Source organism: Streptomyces sp. UNOB3_S3, assembly GCF_020740895.1.
Lineage (GTDB): Bacteria > Actinomycetota > Actinomycetes > Streptomycetales > Streptomycetaceae > Streptomyces.
This window is the reverse complement of sequence record NZ_JAILXP010000140.1, coordinates 1-17,329: the sequence shown is the minus strand read 5'-3', so window position 1 is coordinate 17,329 and position 17,329 is coordinate 1. Positions and strand designations below refer to the sequence as shown.

The window sequence follows — 17,329 nt, the reverse complement described above, 5'->3', positions numbered from 1 at the left end:
CTCTTCCCCCGTAGCCGGCCTTCCCACAGCGCCCTGCCCCGGCCGCACTCGATGCCCGGGGCAGGGCGCTCTTTTCATTTCCCGGACGGGTTACCCACCCAGTTACCGGACGAGTTACCCCCACCCGATTACCGGACCGGTTACCGGTTGAATTACCGGCCGATTTCTTCCTGCCGTGAAAACACCCGCACCGCGATTGCCACCTCGTTCCTCCCCCGAGGAACAGCTGTTACCGGCACATGACTCCCCCTCGAAAGAATCGAGTCACAGGGAAAAGCCGATAACTTTCTGGAGGCAAGATGTCCACCACCGACAGCGCCGTCGCCGCCGTGCTCGACGAGGTGACGGCCCTGGCCGCCACGCTCCGGGCCAGTGGCGCCGAGGCCGAGGAGCGGCGCTGGATCACGGACGAGAGCATCCAACTGCTCGACAAGGCCGGTGTGTTCCGGCTGAGCGTCCCCCGCCGTTTCGGTGGTCTCGAGGCACCCGTCGCCGACCTGACCCGGATCGTGTCCGAGATCGCGCGCGCCGAGACCGCCACCGGCTGGGTGTCGATGATCTGGGCGTCCAGCGCGTGGGTGCCGAGCCTCTTCCCGGACAAGGCGCAGGAGGAGGTCTACGCGGGCGGCTCGGTCCGCGTCTCCACGGGCTTCACGCCCACCGGCACCCTCGCCCCCACCGAGGACGGCGACTACACCCTCAGCGGCAGCTGGAAGTGGATCTCCGGCTGCCGGGGCGCCGACTGGGCGCTGCTCGCGGCCCTGCTGCCCGGGCCGGACGGCACGCCCGCGCCGTCCGCCGCCCTGGTGCCCGTGTCCGAGCTGTCCATCGCCGACGACTGGCACGCCTCCGCCGCCGCGGGCACCGGCAGCTCCACCGTGGCCGCCGACGCGGTGCGGGTGCCCGCCCACCGCGTCATCAGCCTCCTGGACGTGCTCGCCGGCACCACCGGCGACCGTTCCAACACCGGTGCCACGGGCCGCAACTACGCGTTCATCCCGTTCTTCATGGCCCTGGGCGCCTCCGCCTACCTCGGGCTCGCCCGGGGCGCGTACGAGCTCTTCCTGGACCGGCTGCCCGGACGCGGCATCACCTACACCTCCTGGACCGACCAGAGCCAGTCGCCCGTCACCCAGATCCAGGTGGCCCAGGCGGACAACAAGATCGCGGCCGCCGAGGCCCTCCAGGAGTCCTGGCTGCGCGCGCTCCAGGAGCACGCGGACGCGGGCACGCTGCCGTCCGTCGAGGAGCGGGCCGCGGCGCGCGGCAGGGCGGCGTTCGCCATCGAGCTCGCCAAGGAGGCCGTGGACGAGCTCTTCGAGGCCGCCGGCGCCTCGGTGATCATGCGGGACGTGGCCTTCCAGCGGTTCCACCGCGACATGCGGGGCCTGGCGCTCCACGCGCTGTTCGCCTACCGCACCAACCAGGAGGTGCACGGCCGCTCGCTGCTGGGCCTCGCCCCCGACACCCTCTTCCTCTGACCGGACCCGCCCCGACGGAAAGGCAGTTGCCACCATGATGGACAGAAAGATCGTGGTGCTGGGCGGTACCGGCAAGACCGGTCGCCGCGTGGTGAACGGGCTGCGGGAACGCGGCGCGAAGGTCCGCTCGGCGAGCCGCTCCGGCGAGGTCCGGTTCGACTGGGACGACATGGGCACCTGGGAGCCCGCCCTCGCCGGCGCGGACGCCGCCTACCTCGTCGACCGCCAGGACAAGCCGGGCACGTGGGACGCGGAGGCCCAGATCCGCGACCTGACGAAGCACGCGGTCCACCTCGGGGTCCGGCGGCTGGTGGTCCTCCAGGCCCGCGTCACCGACTCCGTGGGCGGCAAGTCCCTGGTCGCCGGGGAACAGGCGGTCCGGGAGTCCGGCGCCGAGTGGACCCTGCTGCGCCCCAACTGGTTCGCCCAGAACTTCGACGAGGGCGTGCTGCTGGACGGCGTCCTCGCCGGTGAGCTGGCGCTGCCCGCGGGCAGCGGCCGCGAGCCGTTCGTGGACGCCGAGGACATCGCCGCCGTCGCCGTGACCGCGCTCCTGGAGGACGGCCACGGCGGACAGATCCACGAGCTGAGCGGGCCGCGCGCCCTGAGCTTCGAGGAGGCCGTCGGCGAGATCGCCCGGGCCACCGGCCGCACCGTGCGCTACACCCCGGTCTCCCACGAGGACTACGTCGCCGAGCTCGTCTCGTACGGCGTCGCGGAGGACTACGCCCTCTTCGTGGCCGACCTCGTCGGCACGATCCGGGACGGCAGGAACGCCACGCCCACGGACACCGTCCAGCGGGTGCTGGGACGGCCGCCGCGCGACTTCTCGGAGTTCGTGGCGCGGGCCGCGGCCACCGGGGTCTGGAACGGCTGAACGGCCTGAACGGCTGAACGGCTGGACGGCTGGACGGCTGGACGGCTGAACAAGGCGGTGGCCTCCCCCGATCGTCAGGGGGAGGCCACCGCCTTTGTGTCATACGGCGATCCGCCCTCCGCAGGCCGTGCCCCGCCCGGTCACGGGCGGCGCGGGGCGCGCGCCGGCCGGGGGCGTCAGGGTGATGGTCACCGAGCGCCGCATGCTGCCGGCCCAGCGTGGGCGGCGGCGCAGCAGACCGGGCCGGGCGGTGACGACGACGAGGAGCGCCGCCGCGTCGTCCGCCCCGGTGTCGGCGAGCGACTCGACACAACGGAGCAGCTCGTCCCCGGCCAGGTGCATGTCGTCCACGGCCACCACCAGCGGCTGGACGCGGGCCGCCGCGACCGTGAACTCCCGCCACGCGTCCAGGACATCGCCGACCTCCGGGCGCCGCAGGGCGGCGCCCACGGGCGACAGCAGCGGCAGCAGCCGCTCGTACAGCCTGCGCCGTTCACCGGCGTCGGCCGTCTGACGGCGCAGTGCGGCCGTCAGCTTGTCATGGGCGGTGTCGATGGAGTCGCCCGGCAGGATGTCGCAGCACTCGGCCAGGACGAGCGCCGGGAGCGCCAGGGGGCCCGGATCGTCGTCGTCGGGCGGATAGGCGGTGATGATCCGCACCGGCGCCCGGGTCGCCTCCAGGGCCCTGCGCTCGAAGTCGGCCAGGAAACGGGTCTTGCCCGACCCGGGCTCGCCGAGCACGGTCACCAGATGGGACAGGCCGCGCAGCCGCGACCACTCCAGGAGCCCGGCCACCAGGTCGAGTTCGTGGTCGTGGTCCCCGACGGCCGCGAGGCGCGCGTACGCTCGCAGCGCGCCGGGCTCGCCCCGCACGCCCAGCACCTCCCACGCGTCCGGCCGGCCGGCGGCCCTGCGCAGGTCGAGGGCGGCGGAGATGTCGCGGCGCGTCGTCCCGCACACCCACACCCGGCCGTCCGGCACCCGCGCCAGCAGGGCCCGGCCCTCGTCGAGCAGGGTCCCGACGACCGTGGGCGGCGCCCCGTCGCCGTCGCCGCCCGGCAGCCGTACGAGCGCGGGGCCCGACGTCACGGCGGCGGTCACCGCCGCGCCGCCGTCGGCTCCGCACCTCACCCGTACGGCCAGCGCCGCGCGGACCGCCCGCTCGGCCGCGCCCCGCGGGTCGTGGATGCCGAACAGCGCGAGGGCGACGGAGCCGATGTTCGTCACGAACGTGCCGCCGCAGCGCTCGACTTCCTCGCGGATCAGGCTCCCGAGCCCTTCGAGCGCGGAATCGGCGGCCCCGGGGTTCGCGGTCCGCCAGCCGACCGGGCGGGCGCACAGCAGGAGCGCGCTGACCGTCATGCGTTCGGGCCCTCCGGCGGCGCCGCCGGTGGCGGCGAGCGGGGCGGACGGCACCGGGGCGCCGGGCGCCCCGGCCGCCGCCGCGGTGGCCGGGAGCGCCACCGGGGCCCCCGGGCCGGAGCCCAGGCCCGGCACGGGGCTGGAGGGCAGACCGGACGTCAGGCCGGGCACCGCGCCGGGCACAGGGCCGGACGTCAGACCGGGCACCGCGCCAGGCACGACGCCGGACGCCACGCCCGGCACGGGGCCGGAGGGCAGACCGGGCACCGCGCTGGACGCCGGGCCGGACACGGATCCGGATGCCGGGCCGGGCACGGGACCGTACATCAGACCGGGCGTCGCGCCGGACGCCAGGCCGGACGCGGATCCGGGCACCGGGCCGGAGGCCAGGCCCGGCACGGAGCCGGAGGGCAGACCGGACGCCAGGCCCGGCACGGGACCGGACGCCGGACCGGGCACCGCGCCGGACGCCAGGCCCGGCATGGAACCGGACGCCGGACCGGGCACAGAACCGGACACCGCACCCGGCACAGAACCGGCCGTCTGGCCGGACACCGTGGCCGGCCAGGCCGACGGCGTCGCCGGGGCCGGCAGGGCCGACGCGGACGGCGGAACCGGTTGCATGCGCGGTGCCGGCCCGGAGGCTCCCGGTGTCAGTAGTGACGGGTCGTGCTGGAGGATCGCGCGCTGGAGCATCCGCAGTCCTTGTCCGGGCTCCAGGCCGAGGCCCTCGCCCAGGGCGGCGCGCACCCGGTCGTAGAGGTTGAGGGCGTCGGCCTGCCGTCCGCAGCGGTAGAGCGCGAGCATCAGCTGCGCGGAGGACCGCTCCCGGTGGGGCTGGCCCTCGACCATCGCCTCCAGCCGCCCCAGGACCGCGTGGTGGCGCCCACAGGTGAGCTCCGCCTCGAAGAACTCCTCCATCGCGTCCAGCCGCGCCTTCTCGGCGGCGGTCAGCTCCGGCCAGGAGACACCGGTCTCCACGAGATCGGCGAGAACGGGCCCGCGCCACAGGTCCAGCGCCTCGCGCAGCAGGACCGCCGCGGCCTCGGGGGCCTGCGCGGCCAGCGCCGCGCGGCCGTCCGCCACCCGCTGCCGGAAGACGAACAGGTCGACGCGCCCGGGGTCGACCTTGAGCATGTAGCCGGGCGCCTTGGTGACCAGCTCCGCGGTGTGGCCGCGGGTACCGCCCGCGGCCAGCAGGCCGCGCAGGGCCCACACCGCGTTCTGGAGGATCTTGCGCGCGGTGGCCGGCGCTCCGTCACCATCCCATAAAGAGCTGAGGAGTTCGCTTGTCGGTACGACGCGGTTGGCCTGGAGCAGGAGGGAGCCCAGAGTGGCCCGTTGTTTCGTCCCGCCCAGCACCACCGGCACGTCGTCCGCAAGGACTTCCAACGGCCCCAGCAATCTGAACTCCATGGATTCCCCAATCCCAAAGTCCAAAAGTCCAAAAGGACGTCACCGAACCGGGCACGGACGGTCGGCACCTGCCGCGTGCCCTGTGGAGAGTGCTCTTGGACGGCCATGGTGGCAGTCGTCTCTTGAGGTTCTCTTGAGGTTCGGGGCCGTTCGCCGGTGCCGTGCGCGCGGTACCCCGGCGGTGCGTGGGTGAGGTGAAAGTGCCTCCTTCCGCCACGGGTTCGGACCATGCATCCTGACGGCGGACAGGACGTGCGCACCGTCTCAATCCATGACTCTCCATGACGCTTCACGACGACTCATGACGACTGCCGAGGATCCGCTGTGGCCACGAAAGTTGCGACGTTCTCCGAAATCGAGGACAAGTTCTTCGAATACATCCGGGACATCGTCTACTGCACAATGATCACCGTCGACCGGAAGGGACGGCCCCGCGCACGGGTGCTGCTGCCGATATGGGAGGTGGTCGACGGCCGGCCGGTCGGCTGGCTCGCCGCGTACAAGACGCCGGTCAAGGCCGCGCATCTGGCGAACAACCCCCACACCACCTACTCGTACTGGAACCCGCGCCAGAACGCGGTGTTCATCGACAGCGTCTCCACGTGGGCTACGGACCAGGAGACGCGGGCGTACGCCTGGGACCTCTACCGGAAGGGCAGCCCGGCCGGCGTCGGCTACAACCCGCGCAACTTCTGGCGGGAGGGCCCCACCGACCCCAAGTACCACGTTCTGCGCATCGACCCTTGGCGCGTACAAGTACTGCGCGGTACGGATTTGACCAGCCGGATTTGGACAGACGAGTCGCAGCGCTGAGGCAGGCCACCGGACGGCCCGGCGGCGGTCAGGGCGCGAGCTCGGGCCGGCAGGGCCGGCGCCAGGCGAGGCCCGGGGCCGGTGGGCCGCCCAGGGAGGCCGTGCGCTGCGGCGGCCGGCGCGAGGCCCCGGCGGTCGCCCGCCGCGCGGGCCCGCCGGCGCCCTGCGGCGCCGCCGGTGGCGCGGCGAGCATCTCCTGGTGCAGCCGCTGGACGTCACCGGAGGGCTCCAGGCCCAGTTCGTCCCAGAGGATGCGGTGCATCTTCCGGTACGCCTGGAGCGCCTCGGCCCGGCGCCCGGCCTGGTGGAGGGCCGAGATCAGCTGGCCGTGGAAGGACTCGTTGAGCGGGTAGTCGTGGACCAGCACCCGGAGTTCGGCGATGGCGTCGCGCTGCCGGCCGAGCGCGGCCCACAGCTCGATGCGCAGTTCCAGGGCGCGGACCCGGATGTCCTCGAGGCGGGCGATGCGGCTCGACAGCACGTCGCCCGTGGGCACGTTCACCAGCAGCGGCCCCCGCCAGATGTCCAGGGCCCGGCCGAGCGCGGCCTCCGCGCTCTCGAGGCGGCACGCCCGGAGGTCGGCCCTGGCCTGTGCCACCAGCCCCTCGAAGACCTTGATGTCGACGGCCTCGGGGTCCACCCGCATCATGTACCCGCCGGGCCGCAGCGTCAGCAGCGGGTCGCACCCCTCCTGGGCGAGCAGCTTGCGGGCGTGGTGGATGTAGGTCTGCACGGTGTTCAGGGCGCTGCGCGGGGCGTCGCCCCGCCACAGTTCACGGATGAGGGAGTCGGTCGTGACGATCTCGTTCGCCCGTATCAGCAGAAGGGCCAGTGTCTGCGAGACCTTGGGCGTCCCCGCCCGGCGGACCACGCCGTCCTCGGTCACGATCTCGAACGGGCCGATCAGTCTGAACCTCACGACGCACCTTCTTCTCCTGGGCTGGCCCCGAGGGTAGGCGCAGGTGGCCGGAATCTTGCTTATCGGATTTTTAGAGTGTCACGTTCCCGGACGGACGGTCGGTTTCCGCTGACCGGCGAGTGGCGCCGGTCACGCCGGGCCGGTCACACCCGGGCCGCTCCCGCGCGGCGCTCCGCCGCCGGCGGCTTCCGGCCGGCGGGCACGGCTCCCGTCTCGCGGCAGATGAGCAGCAGGGCCCGGTCGTCGTTGACGTCCTTGGCCACCGCCTCGATCAGGTGCCAGGCCGCGCCGTGGAAGCCCGAGGTGACATAGCGGTCGGCCTCGCCCGTGAGGCGGTCCATGCCCTCCGTCAGCTCGCGCTCGTTCGTCTCCACCAGGCCGTCCGTGAAGAGCATCAGGACGTCGCCGGGGCGCAGGGTGCCCTTCACGGGGTCGAACTGGGCGCCGTCGTAGACACCCAGCAGGGGGCCCTCGGCGGCCTTCTCCTCCCAGCGGCCCGTGCCGGCGCTGAGCTGGAGGCCCGGCAGGTGGCCGGCGGACAGGAGCTCGTAGTCGCCCGTCTCCAGGTCGAGGACGAGGTGGACGGAGGTGGCGAACCCCTCGTCCCAGTCCTGGCGCAGGAGGTAGGCGTTGGCGGCCGGGAGGAAGGCGTGGGGCGGGAGGGAGCCGAGGAGGCCGCCGAAGGCGCCGGAGAGCAGCAGGGCCCGCGACGCGGCGTCCATGCCCTTGCCGGAGACGTCCGTCAGGACGACTTCCAGGGTGCGGCCGCCGTTCGTGCGCGCGGCCACGACGAAGTCGCCGGAGAAGGACTGGCCGCCGGCCGGGCGCAGCGCCATCTCGCGGTGCCAGCCCTTGGGCAGCTTGGGGAGCTTGCTCTGGACGCGGATGCGTTCGCGGAGGTCGAAGAGCATCGTTCCGCCACGTCTCCAGGGGACCCCGACCCGGCTGCGGAACTGCGCGATCAGCAGGCCGAAGAAACCGACCGCCGCCACGACGAGAATGGTGCCGGGGGTGACCCGGTCCGCGCCGTGGTGGGAGGGGTCGTCCAGCAGCGCCGACTCCATGATGAGGGCGGCGGCCGACGCGGCGTACAGGCCCAGCAGGCTCGCGGGCCGCAGCAGCAGGCCGCCCGCGACGATGGGGAGGACGAGCGCGGCCGGGGCGCACCACTCGGGCTGGGCGACGGTGCCCCAGGCGAGGGCGGGGACGGCCAGCAGCAGGGCGGTGAGGGCGACCGAGTCGGAGCCGTCGCCCCGGAAATAGTCGACCCCGGCTTTGCGCATGCTTGTGCGGGCCCGGTGCAGTGCTTTGCGCATCCGGGCCGTCGGGGTCTCCGCACCGCCAGTCATTGCATCGGGACCTTATCCACCCATTCGGCGGTGCGTCGATTCACGCCGCGCCGACACGGCTGCCTTCGGAGCGCCGGGTCAGCACCCGGAGAGCAACCATATGCGAGATTCGTTCGCTTGAGCGGGATTGTGTTGCTAGGCATGGGTTATGACGAAGGATCCACACGTACTGCGCCCGGCCGACCGGCAGTGGGGCCGGTGGGTTCGTCCGCCTTCCGGATGGCGATTCCGGGCGGTTCGCCCATGCGATCGCGACACAAGGAATTCACGCGCGCGTCGGCGCCCCTCGTGTGCGGCGTGGGCGGCATGTGCGGCTTGTCATACCGGTAGACACGCCAGTCACAGGCATCTCATACGCAACAGATGGTGCATGGATCCGCTCGTCGGCGCCCGGGGACGCGCGTGCCGCGTGCGCGGAGGTGTACGCGCGCCGGGTCACCACCCGTCCCCCTCGCCGCCTCGTGGCTGTTATGCCCGCTGGCAGGACGGGCACCAGAAGAGGTTGCGGGCGGCCAGGTCCGCGGTGCGGATCCCGCCGCCGCAGACGAGGCACGGCCGGTCCGCGCTGCGGTAGACGTAGACCTCGCCGCCGTGGTCGTCCACGCGCGGCGGGCGGCCCATGGCCTCGGGGGTGTGCTCGGGGCGCACGGTGTCGATGCGGTTGTTGCGCACGCCCTCGCGCATGAGGTCCACGAGGTCCGCCCAGATCGCGTCCCACTCACGGCGGGTCACATCACGGCCGAGGCGGTACGGGTCGATGCCGTGCCGGAAGAGGACCTCGGCCCGGTAGACGTTGCCGACGCCCGCGACGACCTTCTGGTCCATCAGGAGGGCGGCGATGCTCGTCCGGCTGCGGGAGACCCGCGCGTAGGCGCGCCCGCCGTCGTCCCCGGGGCGCAGGGGGTCGGGGCCCAGACGGTCGTGTATCGCCTGCTTCTCGCCGTCGGTGATCAGCGTGCAGGTCGTCGGGCCGCGCAGGTCCGCGTACGCGGTGGCGTTCGCGCCGGCGTTCGTGGTCGCGAGGCGGAGGCGGACGGTGTCCGTGGGGGGCGGGGCCTCGCCGGTGCCCCAGGTGTACTTGCCGAAGAGGCCGAGGTGGATGTGGACCCAGCCGGTGGCGGCGAAGCCGAGGAAGAGGTGCTTGCCGTGGGCCTCGGCGGTCTCCAGGACCTGGCCGGTTATCAGCGCCGCGCTGTCGGAGAACTTGCCCTGGGGGCTGGTCGCGCGCACCTTGTGGCCCGCGAACGCCTTGTGGTGGTCCGCCGCGAGGCGGTGGATCGTATGCCCTTCGGGCATGGGGCTGCCTGTCCTTTCGGCCGCGGGCCGGTGGGCCGTTTTCCGCCGCTTCGCGGCGGGCCTGCCCCGCCCGCCCGGTCACCCCGAAGCGTCGGGGCGACCACAAGCGGGTGGGGCGGTCCCTCGCGTCAGTCCTGCTGCGGGTGGTGGGCCGGGATGGCCGGGAGCTCGCCCGTGGTCTCGTAACGGCTCAGCATCTCGATGCGGCGCGTGTGACGCTCGTCACCGGAGTACGGCGTGGCCAGGAAGATCTCGACGAACTTCGTCGCCTCCTCCTCCGAGTGCATCCGGGCGCCGACGCTGATCACGTTGGCGTTGTTGTGCTCGCGGCCGAGGGAGGCCGTCTGCTCGCTCCAGGCCAGGGCGGCCCGGACGCCCTGGACCTTGTTCGCGGCGATGGCCTCGCCGTTGCCCGAGCCGCCGATCACGATGCCGAGGGCGTCGGCGTCCGCGGCGGTCTTCTCGGCCGCACGGAGGCAGAAGGGCGGGTAGTCGTCCTGGGCGTCGTAGATGTGGGGACCGCAGTCGACGGGCTCATGGCCCTGGGCCTTGAGCCACTCGACGAGGTGGTTCTTGAGTTCGTAGCCGGCATGGTCGGAACCGAGGTACACGCGCATGCGTCCGAGTGTGGCACGAACGCGGAGGCGGATCGATCAGCAGGGGCCGGAGCCCCCCTTTCGTAACTCTCGGTGAACACAACGAAATGGATTCGGGTCTTCCTAAAGGCGGCATCAAGAAGTTCTAATTCGGTGGCTCGCAACCCGAGACCCAAAGGAACGACCGAAGGAACGTGCAGATGAGCGCGACACCGCCGACCATGACGAAGGGGTCGACGACCGGCGATCCCGGCAACGCCCCGGCGCAGGGCGGGGACGGCCTCAAGGCCGGACTCAAGAACCGCCACCTGTCCATGATCGCCATCGGTGGTGTCATCGGCGCGGGCCTCTTCGTGGGTTCCGCGTCCGGCATCGCCGCCGCCGGCCCCGGCATCCTGATCTCGTACGCCCTCGTGGGCGCGATGGTCGTCTTCGTGATGCGGATGCTCGGCGAGATGGCCGCCGCCAACCCCACCTCCGGCTCCTTCTCCGCCTACGCGGACAAGGCGCTGGGCCGCTGGGCCGGTTTCACCATCGGCTGGCTCTACTGGTTCTTCTGGGTCGTCGTGCTCGCGGTCGAGGCGACCGCCGGCGCCAAGATCCTCCACGGCTGGGTCCCCGGCGTACCGCAGTGGGGCTGGGCCCTGATCGTGATGGTCGTCCTCACGGCCACCAACCTGGCCTCGGTCAGCTCCTACGGCGAGTTCGAGTTCTGGTTCGCCGGCATCAAGGTCGTGGCGATCGCCGCGTTCGTCGTCATCGGTCTGCTCGCCGTCTTCGGCGTGCTGCCCGGCTCCGACAACCCCGGCAACGGCTTCGACTTCCTCACCTCGCACGGCGGCTTCCTGCCGCACGGCCCCGGGGCGATCCTCACCGGTGTGCTGATGGTCGTCTTCTCCTTCATGGGCAGCGAGATCGTCACCCTGGCCGCCGGTGAGTCCGAGGACCCGCAGCGCGCGGTGACCCAGGCCACCAACAGCGTCATCTGGCGCATCGGCGTCTTCTACCTGGGCTCGATCCTCGTCGTGGTCTCCCTGCTCCCCTGGGACTCCAAGGAGATCGCCGAGAAGGGCAGCTACGTCGCGGCCCTCGACTCGATCGGCATCCCGCACGCCGGCCAGATCATGAACGTGATCGTGCTGACCGCCGTGCTGTCCTGCCTGAACTCGGGCCTCTACACCGCCTCCCGCATGGCCTTCTCCCTCGGCCAGCGCGGCGACGCGCCGAAGGCCTTCGCCAAGGTCAACTCCCGTGGCGTCCCGCAGACAGCGATCCTGGGCTCGGTCGTCTTCGGCTTCATCTCGGTCGGCTTCAACTACCTGTGGCCGGACACCGTCTTCAAGTTCCTGCTGAACTCCTCCGGTGCCGTCGCCCTCTTCGTCTGGCTGGTCATCTGCATCACCCAGCTGAAGATGCGCGGGGTCATCCTGCGCGAGATGCCGGAGAAGCTCGTCGTCCGGATGTGGCTCTTCCCGTATCTGACCTGGGCCACCATCGGCATGATCGTGTTCGTCCTCGGCTACATGGTCGTGGACGGCGGCGACAACCGGGAGCAGGTCCTGCTCTCCACCCTCGTGGGCGCCCTGGTCCTGGCCATCGGCCTGGTCCTGGACAAGCGGCGCAAGGCGGCCAAGGCCGTCGAGGCCGCCCCGGCCGCCGAGTAGCCGAGCGGTAAGCGGTAACGGATACGGGCCGGGCCCGCACCCCTTCTCGGGGTGCGGGCCCGGCCCGTACGTATATATAAGGCCAGTCATATAAGGCCAGGACTCAGCCGCGGCGGCCCAGCAGCTTCCACGCCGCCGGGAGCGCGCCCATCGCGAGGGCGGCCTTGAGGACGTCACCGATCAGGAAGGGCGTCAGGCCCGCCGCGACGGCCTCGGCGAACGACATGTGGGTGGCCAGCGCCAGGTAGGGGACGCCGACCGCGTAGATGATCGCGGAGCCCAGGGCCATGGTGCCGGCGGTGCGCAGCACGGAGCGGTCGCCGCCGCGGCGGGCCAGGGCGCCCACGACGGTCGCGGCGAGCAGCATGCCCAGCACATAGCCGAAGCTCGGGAAGGCGGCGCCGGAGCGGGCCTCGGCGAACCACGGCATGCCCGCGACGCCGGCCATGGCGTAGAGCGCCAGGGCTATGAAGCCGCGGCGGGCGCCGAGCGCGGTGCCCACCAGCAGGGCGGCGAAGGTCTGGCCGCTGACCGGGACCGGGGAGCCGGGGACGGGCACGGTGATCTGGGCGGTGAGGCCGGTCAGCGCGGCGCCGCCGACGATCAGGGCGGCGTCGCGGACGCGGGCCCGGCCGGCCGTCGAGGCGGGCAGCAGGTCGGCGAGGACCGTACCGGTCCGGGGAAGGGTGGCGACGGTGGCCATCGGTACTCCGCGAGGGGTGAGGGACGGGTGGGACACGCCGACGTTAGCCCAGCGTCACTCCTTGGGCACCGGGCGGCGGTGACAAAGGCCGGCGCCCGGTCCTGTCGGGTTCCGAGCGCGCGAGGCGCGGAGTGCGCACTGTTGGTGATGGTTTCACCAAGAAACGTGATGCTCGTCACGGAGTGCGAGTGGAGCTTGGCCAGTGGCCCCCGCCCGGGAGACTCTGGTCCCTATCCTTTGCGCGCGTTTGCGTTCTTGCAGATGCGCACAACTTCGCAAGACCCGAAAGAACGAGCTCCATGCACGATGCACCGCCCGTCGTCGAGCCACTCGCCGGCGAGAAGGAACCGCTTGCGGCGGGTCTCAAGCAGCGCCATCTGACGATGCTCGGGCTGGGCGGGGTGATCGGCGCCGGGCTCTTCGTGGGCTCGGGCGCCGGGATCGCGGTCGCCGGGCCCGGGATCATCCTGTCCTATCTCCTGGCCGGCGGGCTCGCGATGCTGGTCATGCGCATGCTGGGCGAGCTCTCGGCGGCGATGCCCGCGTCGGGCGCGTTCTCGGTGCACGCGGAGCGGGCGCTGGGCCGCTGGGCCGGTTTCTCGGTCGGCTGGCTCTACTGGTTCCTGCTGGTGGTCGTGCTCGCCGTGGAGGCCTCGGCGGCGGCCCGGATCGCCCATGGCTGGGTACCGGGGGTGCCGCAGTGGGGCTGGGTGCTGCTGTTCATGGTCGTCTTCACTGCTGCCAACCTCGCGGCCGTGAAGAACTTCGGTGAGTTCGAGTTCTGGTTCGCCGCCCTCAAGGTCGGCGCGATCGTGCTCTTCCTCGCCCTGGGCCTTCTTGCGATCTTCGGCGTACTGCCCGACACCGACGCCGTCGGCATGACGAACCTCACCGGCCAGGGCGGGCTGCTGCCGCACGGCTGGAGCGGTGTGATCTCCGGCGTGCTGGCCGTCGTCTTCGCCTTCGGCGGGATGGAGGTCCTCACGATCGCGGCCGCCGAGTCCGAGGACCCGGCGCGCGCGGTGGGCCGGGCGGTGCGCAGCGCCATGTGGCGCATCCTCTTCTTCTATGTGGGCTCGATGCTCGTCATCGTCACCCTTCTGCCCTGGTCGTCGCTGAAGCCCGGGGAGAGCCCCTACGTCGCGGTGCTGGACCGCATCGGGGTGCCGGCGGCCGGTCAGATCATGAACATCGTGGTCTTCGTGGCGCTGCTGTCCGCCCTGAACGCCAACCTCTACGGCTCGTCCCGGATGGTCTTCTCGCTCGCCGAGCGGAAGGAGGCCCCCCGCGCGCTGCTGAAGGTCTCGGCGGGCGGAGTGCCCCGGCGGGCGGTGCTCGCCTCGGTCGCGTTCGGCTTCGCCTCGGTGATTCTCAATCTGAAGTGGCCGGATTCGATCTTCCAGTATCTGCTGAACGCGGTGGGCTCGGTCCTGCTCTTCGTCTGGGGCCTGATCGCCGTCTCCCAGCTGCTGCTGCGCCCGCGGATCGAGCGGGAGGCGCCCGAGCGGCTGACCCTGCGGATGTGGTGCTTCCCCTATCTGACCTGGGTCGCGCTGGCCGCGATGGCCGGTGTGCTGGTGCTGATGCTGACCGACGACGCGGCGCGTCCGCAGCTGCTGTGGTCGGCCGGCGCGACGGCCGCGGTGGTCGTGGTGGCCCTGCTCCGCGACCTCCGGAAGCGGTCCTCGGCAACCGCCGAACACTGAGGAATTTCGTTTCTGCCGAAATGTCAGTCGCGGAAGGTCACATGTCTGTCTGAATACCGGACAGATGTGTGAAGGGTGTTGTCCTCAGCCAACCTGACCTCCACACTGAGGCAACTTTTCCGCTCACACCAACGGGGCTTTTACGATCATGACTGGTATACCCTCCCCGCCGGCGACCGGCCCCGCCGACGCGATCCCGGACACCCCACCGGGCCCCTCGCTGTCGCACGGACTCAAGCAGCGTCATCTGTCGATGATCGCGCTCGGCGGCGTCATCGGCGCCGGGCTCTTCGTGGGCTCGGGCGCGGGCATCGCCGCGGCCGGCCCGTCGATCGTGCTCGCGTATGCGGCCTCCGGCATTCTCGTGATGCTCGTGATGCGCATGCTCGGTGAGATGTCCGCGGCCAACCCCGCCTCGGGCAGCTTCTCGGTCCACGCCGAGCGGATGATCGGCCCCTGGGCCGGCTTCACCGCCGGCTGGGTGTTCTGGACCCTGCTGTGCGTCGCCGTCGCCGCCGAGGGCATCGGCGCGGCGGCCATCATGACGAACTGGTTCCCCAGCACGTCCTCCTGGATGTGGGTCGCCCTGTTCATGGTCGTCTTCACCGGCAGCAATCTCGCGGCGGTGAGCAATTTCGGCGAATTCGAGTTCTGGTTCGCCACCCTCAAGGTGGCCGCGATCGCGGTCTTCCTGATCCTGGGCATCCTCGCCATCGCGGGTGTGCTTCCCGGCACCCACGCCCCCGGCATGAACAACCTCACCGGCAACGGCGGCTTCTTCCCCATGGGCGGCAACGGCCTCGTCGTCGGCCTCCTCGCCTCCGTGTTCGCCTACGGCGGCCTGGAGACGGTGACCATCGCCGCCGCCGAGTCCGAGCACCCGCGCAAGGGCGTGGCGAGCGCGGTCCGCACGGCGATGTGGCGCATCGCCCTGTTCTACGTGGGCTCGCTCCTGGTCGTCGTCACCCTGATCCCCTGGAACGACCCCTCGGTCGTCAAGAGCGGCCCCTACGTCGCCGTCCTCAACCACCTGGACATCCCCGGCGCCGGCCAGATCATGAACGTGGTCGTGCTGATCGCCCTGCTCTCGGCGATGAACGCCAACATCTACGGCTGCTCGCGCATCGCCTTCTCGCTCGTCTCCCGGGGCCAGGGCCCCCGCCGGCTGGGCAAGGTCAGCGGCGGGGTGCCGCGCTACGCGGTCATCGCCTCCGCCGCCTTCGGCTACGTCGCCGTGCTGCTCAGCTACTGGTGGCCGACCACCATCTTCAAGTGGCTGCTCAACATGGTGGGCGCGGCCACGCTGGTGGTCTGGGGCTTCATCGCCGTCTCCCAGCTGCGCGGCCGCAAGCGCACCCCGAAGGACCAGCTCATCGTGAAGATGTGGCTCTTCCCCTACCTCACCTGGGCGGCCATCCTCGGCATCCTCGGGGTGCTGGCCCTGATGCTCCGCGAGGAGGAGACCCGCATCCAGCTGTACTTCACGGGCGGTCTCACGGTCGTGCTCGCGCTGATCGGTTACCTGCGGCAGCGCGCGGTGGCCGCGAAACGCTGACGCGCCGTCCACCGCTCCACGACGAGGCGGGGTAGGTCCTGATCTTCAGGACCTACCCCGCCTCCGCCTTTTGACGGAAGCCCTCCCCCATAACCCCATCTGACAGGCACTTACTGATAGCTTCTACCTGCGCATTAATTGCAATAAGCAGTCGGAGGGCTCGGCATGGCCATCTACACACTTCCTGAACTTCCCTATGACTACGCGGCGCTGGCCCCGGTGATCAGCCCCGAGATCATCGAGCTGCACCACGACAAGCACCACGCGGCGTACGTCAAGGGCGCGAACGACACCCTGGAGCAGCTCGCCGAGGCCCGTGACAAGGACCAGTGGGGCGCCATCAACGGCCTCGAGAAGAACCTGGCCTTCCACCTCTCCGGCCACATCCTGCACAGCATCTACTGGCAGAACATGACCGGCGACGGCGGCGGCGAGCCCCTGGACAAGGACGGCGTGGGCGAGCTCGCCGACGCCATCGCCGAGTCCTTCGGCTCCTTCGCCAAGTTCAAGGCGCAGCTGACCAAGGCCTCCGCGACCACGCAGGGCTCCGGCTGGGGCGTGCTCGCCTACGAGCCGATCAGCGGCCGCCTGATCGTCGAGCAGGTCTACGACCACCAGGGCAACGTGGGCCAGGGCTCCGTGCCGATCCTGGTCTTCGACGCCTGGGAGCACGCCTTCTACCTTCAGTACAAGAACCAGAAGGTGGACTTCATCGACGCCATGTGGGCCGTCGTCAACTGGCAGGACGTCAACGCGCGCTACCTCGCGGCGAAGGAGAAGGGCAGCTCCATCATCCTGGCGCCCTGACGCGCCCTGCCCCCTTTGACCGCCTGCTCGTGATCGTCTTCTCACCCTTCACGCGGCAGGCACACCAAAGGCCCCCGCGCGGTCGCATCGCGCGGGGGCCTTTGGGCTTCACCCGGCCTCTCGGGCGTGGCGTCCGAACGCCTCGCCGGTCACGGCGAACTCCCTCGCCAGGCCCGTCTCGTGCAACCGGGCGAACGGGGTGAAGGGTACGCCCAGCTCCCGTCCCCCGCGGTCGAAGTTCCACGCCTTGTGCACGGCGCAGCGGTAGTCCACGACGGTGGCGCCGTCCGCCGCGACCCGGACCGTGCCCGTCAGCCGGAATTCCACGTACCGCAGCGCCAGCCACCAGTCGGGGCTGACGTCGCGGCTGATCAGCACGTCACGCCAGCCGCTGTCGGCCGGGTAGGCGGCGGGGGCGCGGTCCCCCGCCGCCGCCCAGCGCTCCAGGGCCTCGGCGCGCCACCGCGCCAGCTGGGCCTCCATCGCGGCCCGTACGGCGGGCAGGGCGAGCAGTCGGCCGGCGTCGACGCGGTGCGGGGCGCCGGTGCCGCGCAGATAGTGGCGCAGCATGCCCGCCGCGTTGCGCAGGCCCAGCAGGCGCCACAGCGCGGCGAGGGCGTGGCACACCAGGAGGGTGAGCAGATCGTAGGGGCGTACGGGCAGCGTGGCGTGCTCGGCGTTGCCGCAGTGGGGCTCGGGGTCGGCCCAGCCGCCGGTGCGGCCCAGGGGCCGGGTGAGGTCGGTCTGGCCCATACGGGGACATTAATGGAGCCCGGTCCGTAGTG

At 71.5% G+C, this 17,329-nt stretch carries 14 protein-coding genes; 7 read left to right on the top strand and 7 right to left on the bottom strand.

Annotated elements, in window-relative coordinates; all coding sequences use genetic code 11:
* The first annotated feature begins 299 nt into the window (after window positions 1-299).
* Complete coding sequence (locus tag K6I33_RS17120) at window positions 300-1,481, top strand: acyl-CoA dehydrogenase family protein (protein ID WP_229352976.1); 1,182 nt, start codon at window positions 300-302, stop codon at window positions 1,479-1,481.
* A 34-nt stretch (window positions 1,482-1,515) separates the two neighbouring features.
* A complete protein-coding gene (locus tag K6I33_RS17115; RefSeq protein WP_229352967.1) occupies window positions 1,516-2,358 on the top strand; it encodes an NAD(P)H-binding protein in 843 nt (280 codons plus the stop codon).
* A gap of 99 nt (window positions 2,359-2,457) precedes the next feature.
* Here the strand turns inward: K6I33_RS17115 and K6I33_RS17110 are convergent, their stop codons facing one another.
* Complete coding sequence (locus K6I33_RS17110; protein WP_229352966.1) at window positions 2,458-5,136, bottom strand: BTAD domain-containing putative transcriptional regulator; 2,679 nt, start codon at window positions 5,134-5,136, stop codon at window positions 2,458-2,460.
* Window positions 5,137-5,460: 324 nt separating this feature from the next.
* Between K6I33_RS17110 and K6I33_RS17105 the strand changes: the two genes are divergently transcribed.
* Complete coding sequence (locus K6I33_RS17105; protein WP_229352965.1) at window positions 5,461-5,949, top strand: pyridoxamine 5'-phosphate oxidase family protein; 489 nt, start codon at window positions 5,461-5,463, stop codon at window positions 5,947-5,949.
* Window positions 5,950-5,977: 28 nt separating this feature from the next.
* On the opposite strand, the gene K6I33_RS17100 is transcribed toward K6I33_RS17105, so the two are convergent.
* The 4 genes from K6I33_RS17100 to K6I33_RS17085 form a co-directional block, all read right to left on the bottom strand.
* Complete coding sequence (locus K6I33_RS17100) at window positions 5,978-6,868, bottom strand: AfsR/SARP family transcriptional regulator (protein WP_229352963.1); 891 nt, start codon at window positions 6,866-6,868, stop codon at window positions 5,978-5,980.
* Window positions 6,869-7,011: 143 nt separating this feature from the next.
* Window positions 7,012-8,217, bottom strand: a complete 1,206-nt coding sequence (locus K6I33_RS17095) for a PP2C family protein-serine/threonine phosphatase (protein ID WP_229352961.1) — start codon at window positions 8,215-8,217, stop codon at window positions 7,012-7,014.
* Between the two features lie 468 nt (window positions 8,218-8,685).
* Complete coding sequence (locus tag K6I33_RS17090; protein ID WP_229352959.1) at window positions 8,686-9,513, bottom strand: Fpg/Nei family DNA glycosylase; 828 nt, start codon at window positions 9,511-9,513, stop codon at window positions 8,686-8,688.
* 128 nt (window positions 9,514-9,641) lie between these two features.
* Window positions 9,642-10,130, bottom strand: coding sequence for a ribose-5-phosphate isomerase (locus K6I33_RS17085; RefSeq protein WP_229352957.1), 489 nt, complete (start codon window positions 10,128-10,130; stop codon window positions 9,642-9,644).
* A gap of 179 nt (window positions 10,131-10,309) precedes the next feature.
* Here K6I33_RS17085 and K6I33_RS17080 point away from each other — a divergent pair, with 179 nt between their 5' ends.
* The gene (locus K6I33_RS17080) at window positions 10,310-11,773 is read left to right on the top strand and encodes an amino acid permease (RefSeq protein ID WP_229352954.1); all 1,464 of its coding nucleotides are present in this window, start codon (window positions 10,310-10,312) and stop codon (window positions 11,771-11,773) included.
* A gap of 103 nt (window positions 11,774-11,876) precedes the next feature.
* On the opposite strand, the gene K6I33_RS17075 is transcribed toward K6I33_RS17080, so the two are convergent.
* Window positions 11,877-12,476, bottom strand: a complete 600-nt coding sequence (locus tag K6I33_RS17075) for a biotin transporter BioY (RefSeq protein WP_229352951.1) — start codon at window positions 12,474-12,476, stop codon at window positions 11,877-11,879.
* A gap of 299 nt (window positions 12,477-12,775) precedes the next feature.
* Between K6I33_RS17075 and K6I33_RS17070 the strand changes: the two genes are divergently transcribed.
* The 3 genes from K6I33_RS17070 (at window position 12,776) to K6I33_RS17060 (ending at window position 16,544) form a co-directional block, all read left to right on the top strand.
* Complete coding sequence (locus tag K6I33_RS17070; protein ID WP_229352948.1) at window positions 12,776-14,182, top strand: amino acid permease; 1,407 nt, start codon at window positions 12,776-12,778, stop codon at window positions 14,180-14,182.
* A gap of 148 nt (window positions 14,183-14,330) precedes the next feature.
* Complete coding sequence (locus K6I33_RS17065; RefSeq protein WP_374284871.1) at window positions 14,331-15,737, top strand: amino acid permease; 1,407 nt, start codon at window positions 14,331-14,333, stop codon at window positions 15,735-15,737.
* 165 nt (window positions 15,738-15,902) lie between these two features.
* Window positions 15,903-16,544, top strand: coding sequence for a superoxide dismutase (locus K6I33_RS17060; protein ID WP_229352944.1), 642 nt, complete (start codon window positions 15,903-15,905; stop codon window positions 16,542-16,544).
* A 108-nt stretch (window positions 16,545-16,652) separates the two neighbouring features.
* Here the strand turns inward: K6I33_RS17060 and K6I33_RS17055 are convergent, their stop codons facing one another.
* A complete protein-coding gene (locus K6I33_RS17055) occupies window positions 16,653-17,297 on the bottom strand; it encodes a hypothetical protein (RefSeq protein ID WP_229352942.1) in 645 nt (214 codons plus the stop codon).
* Window positions 17,298-17,329 lie beyond the last annotated feature (32 nt).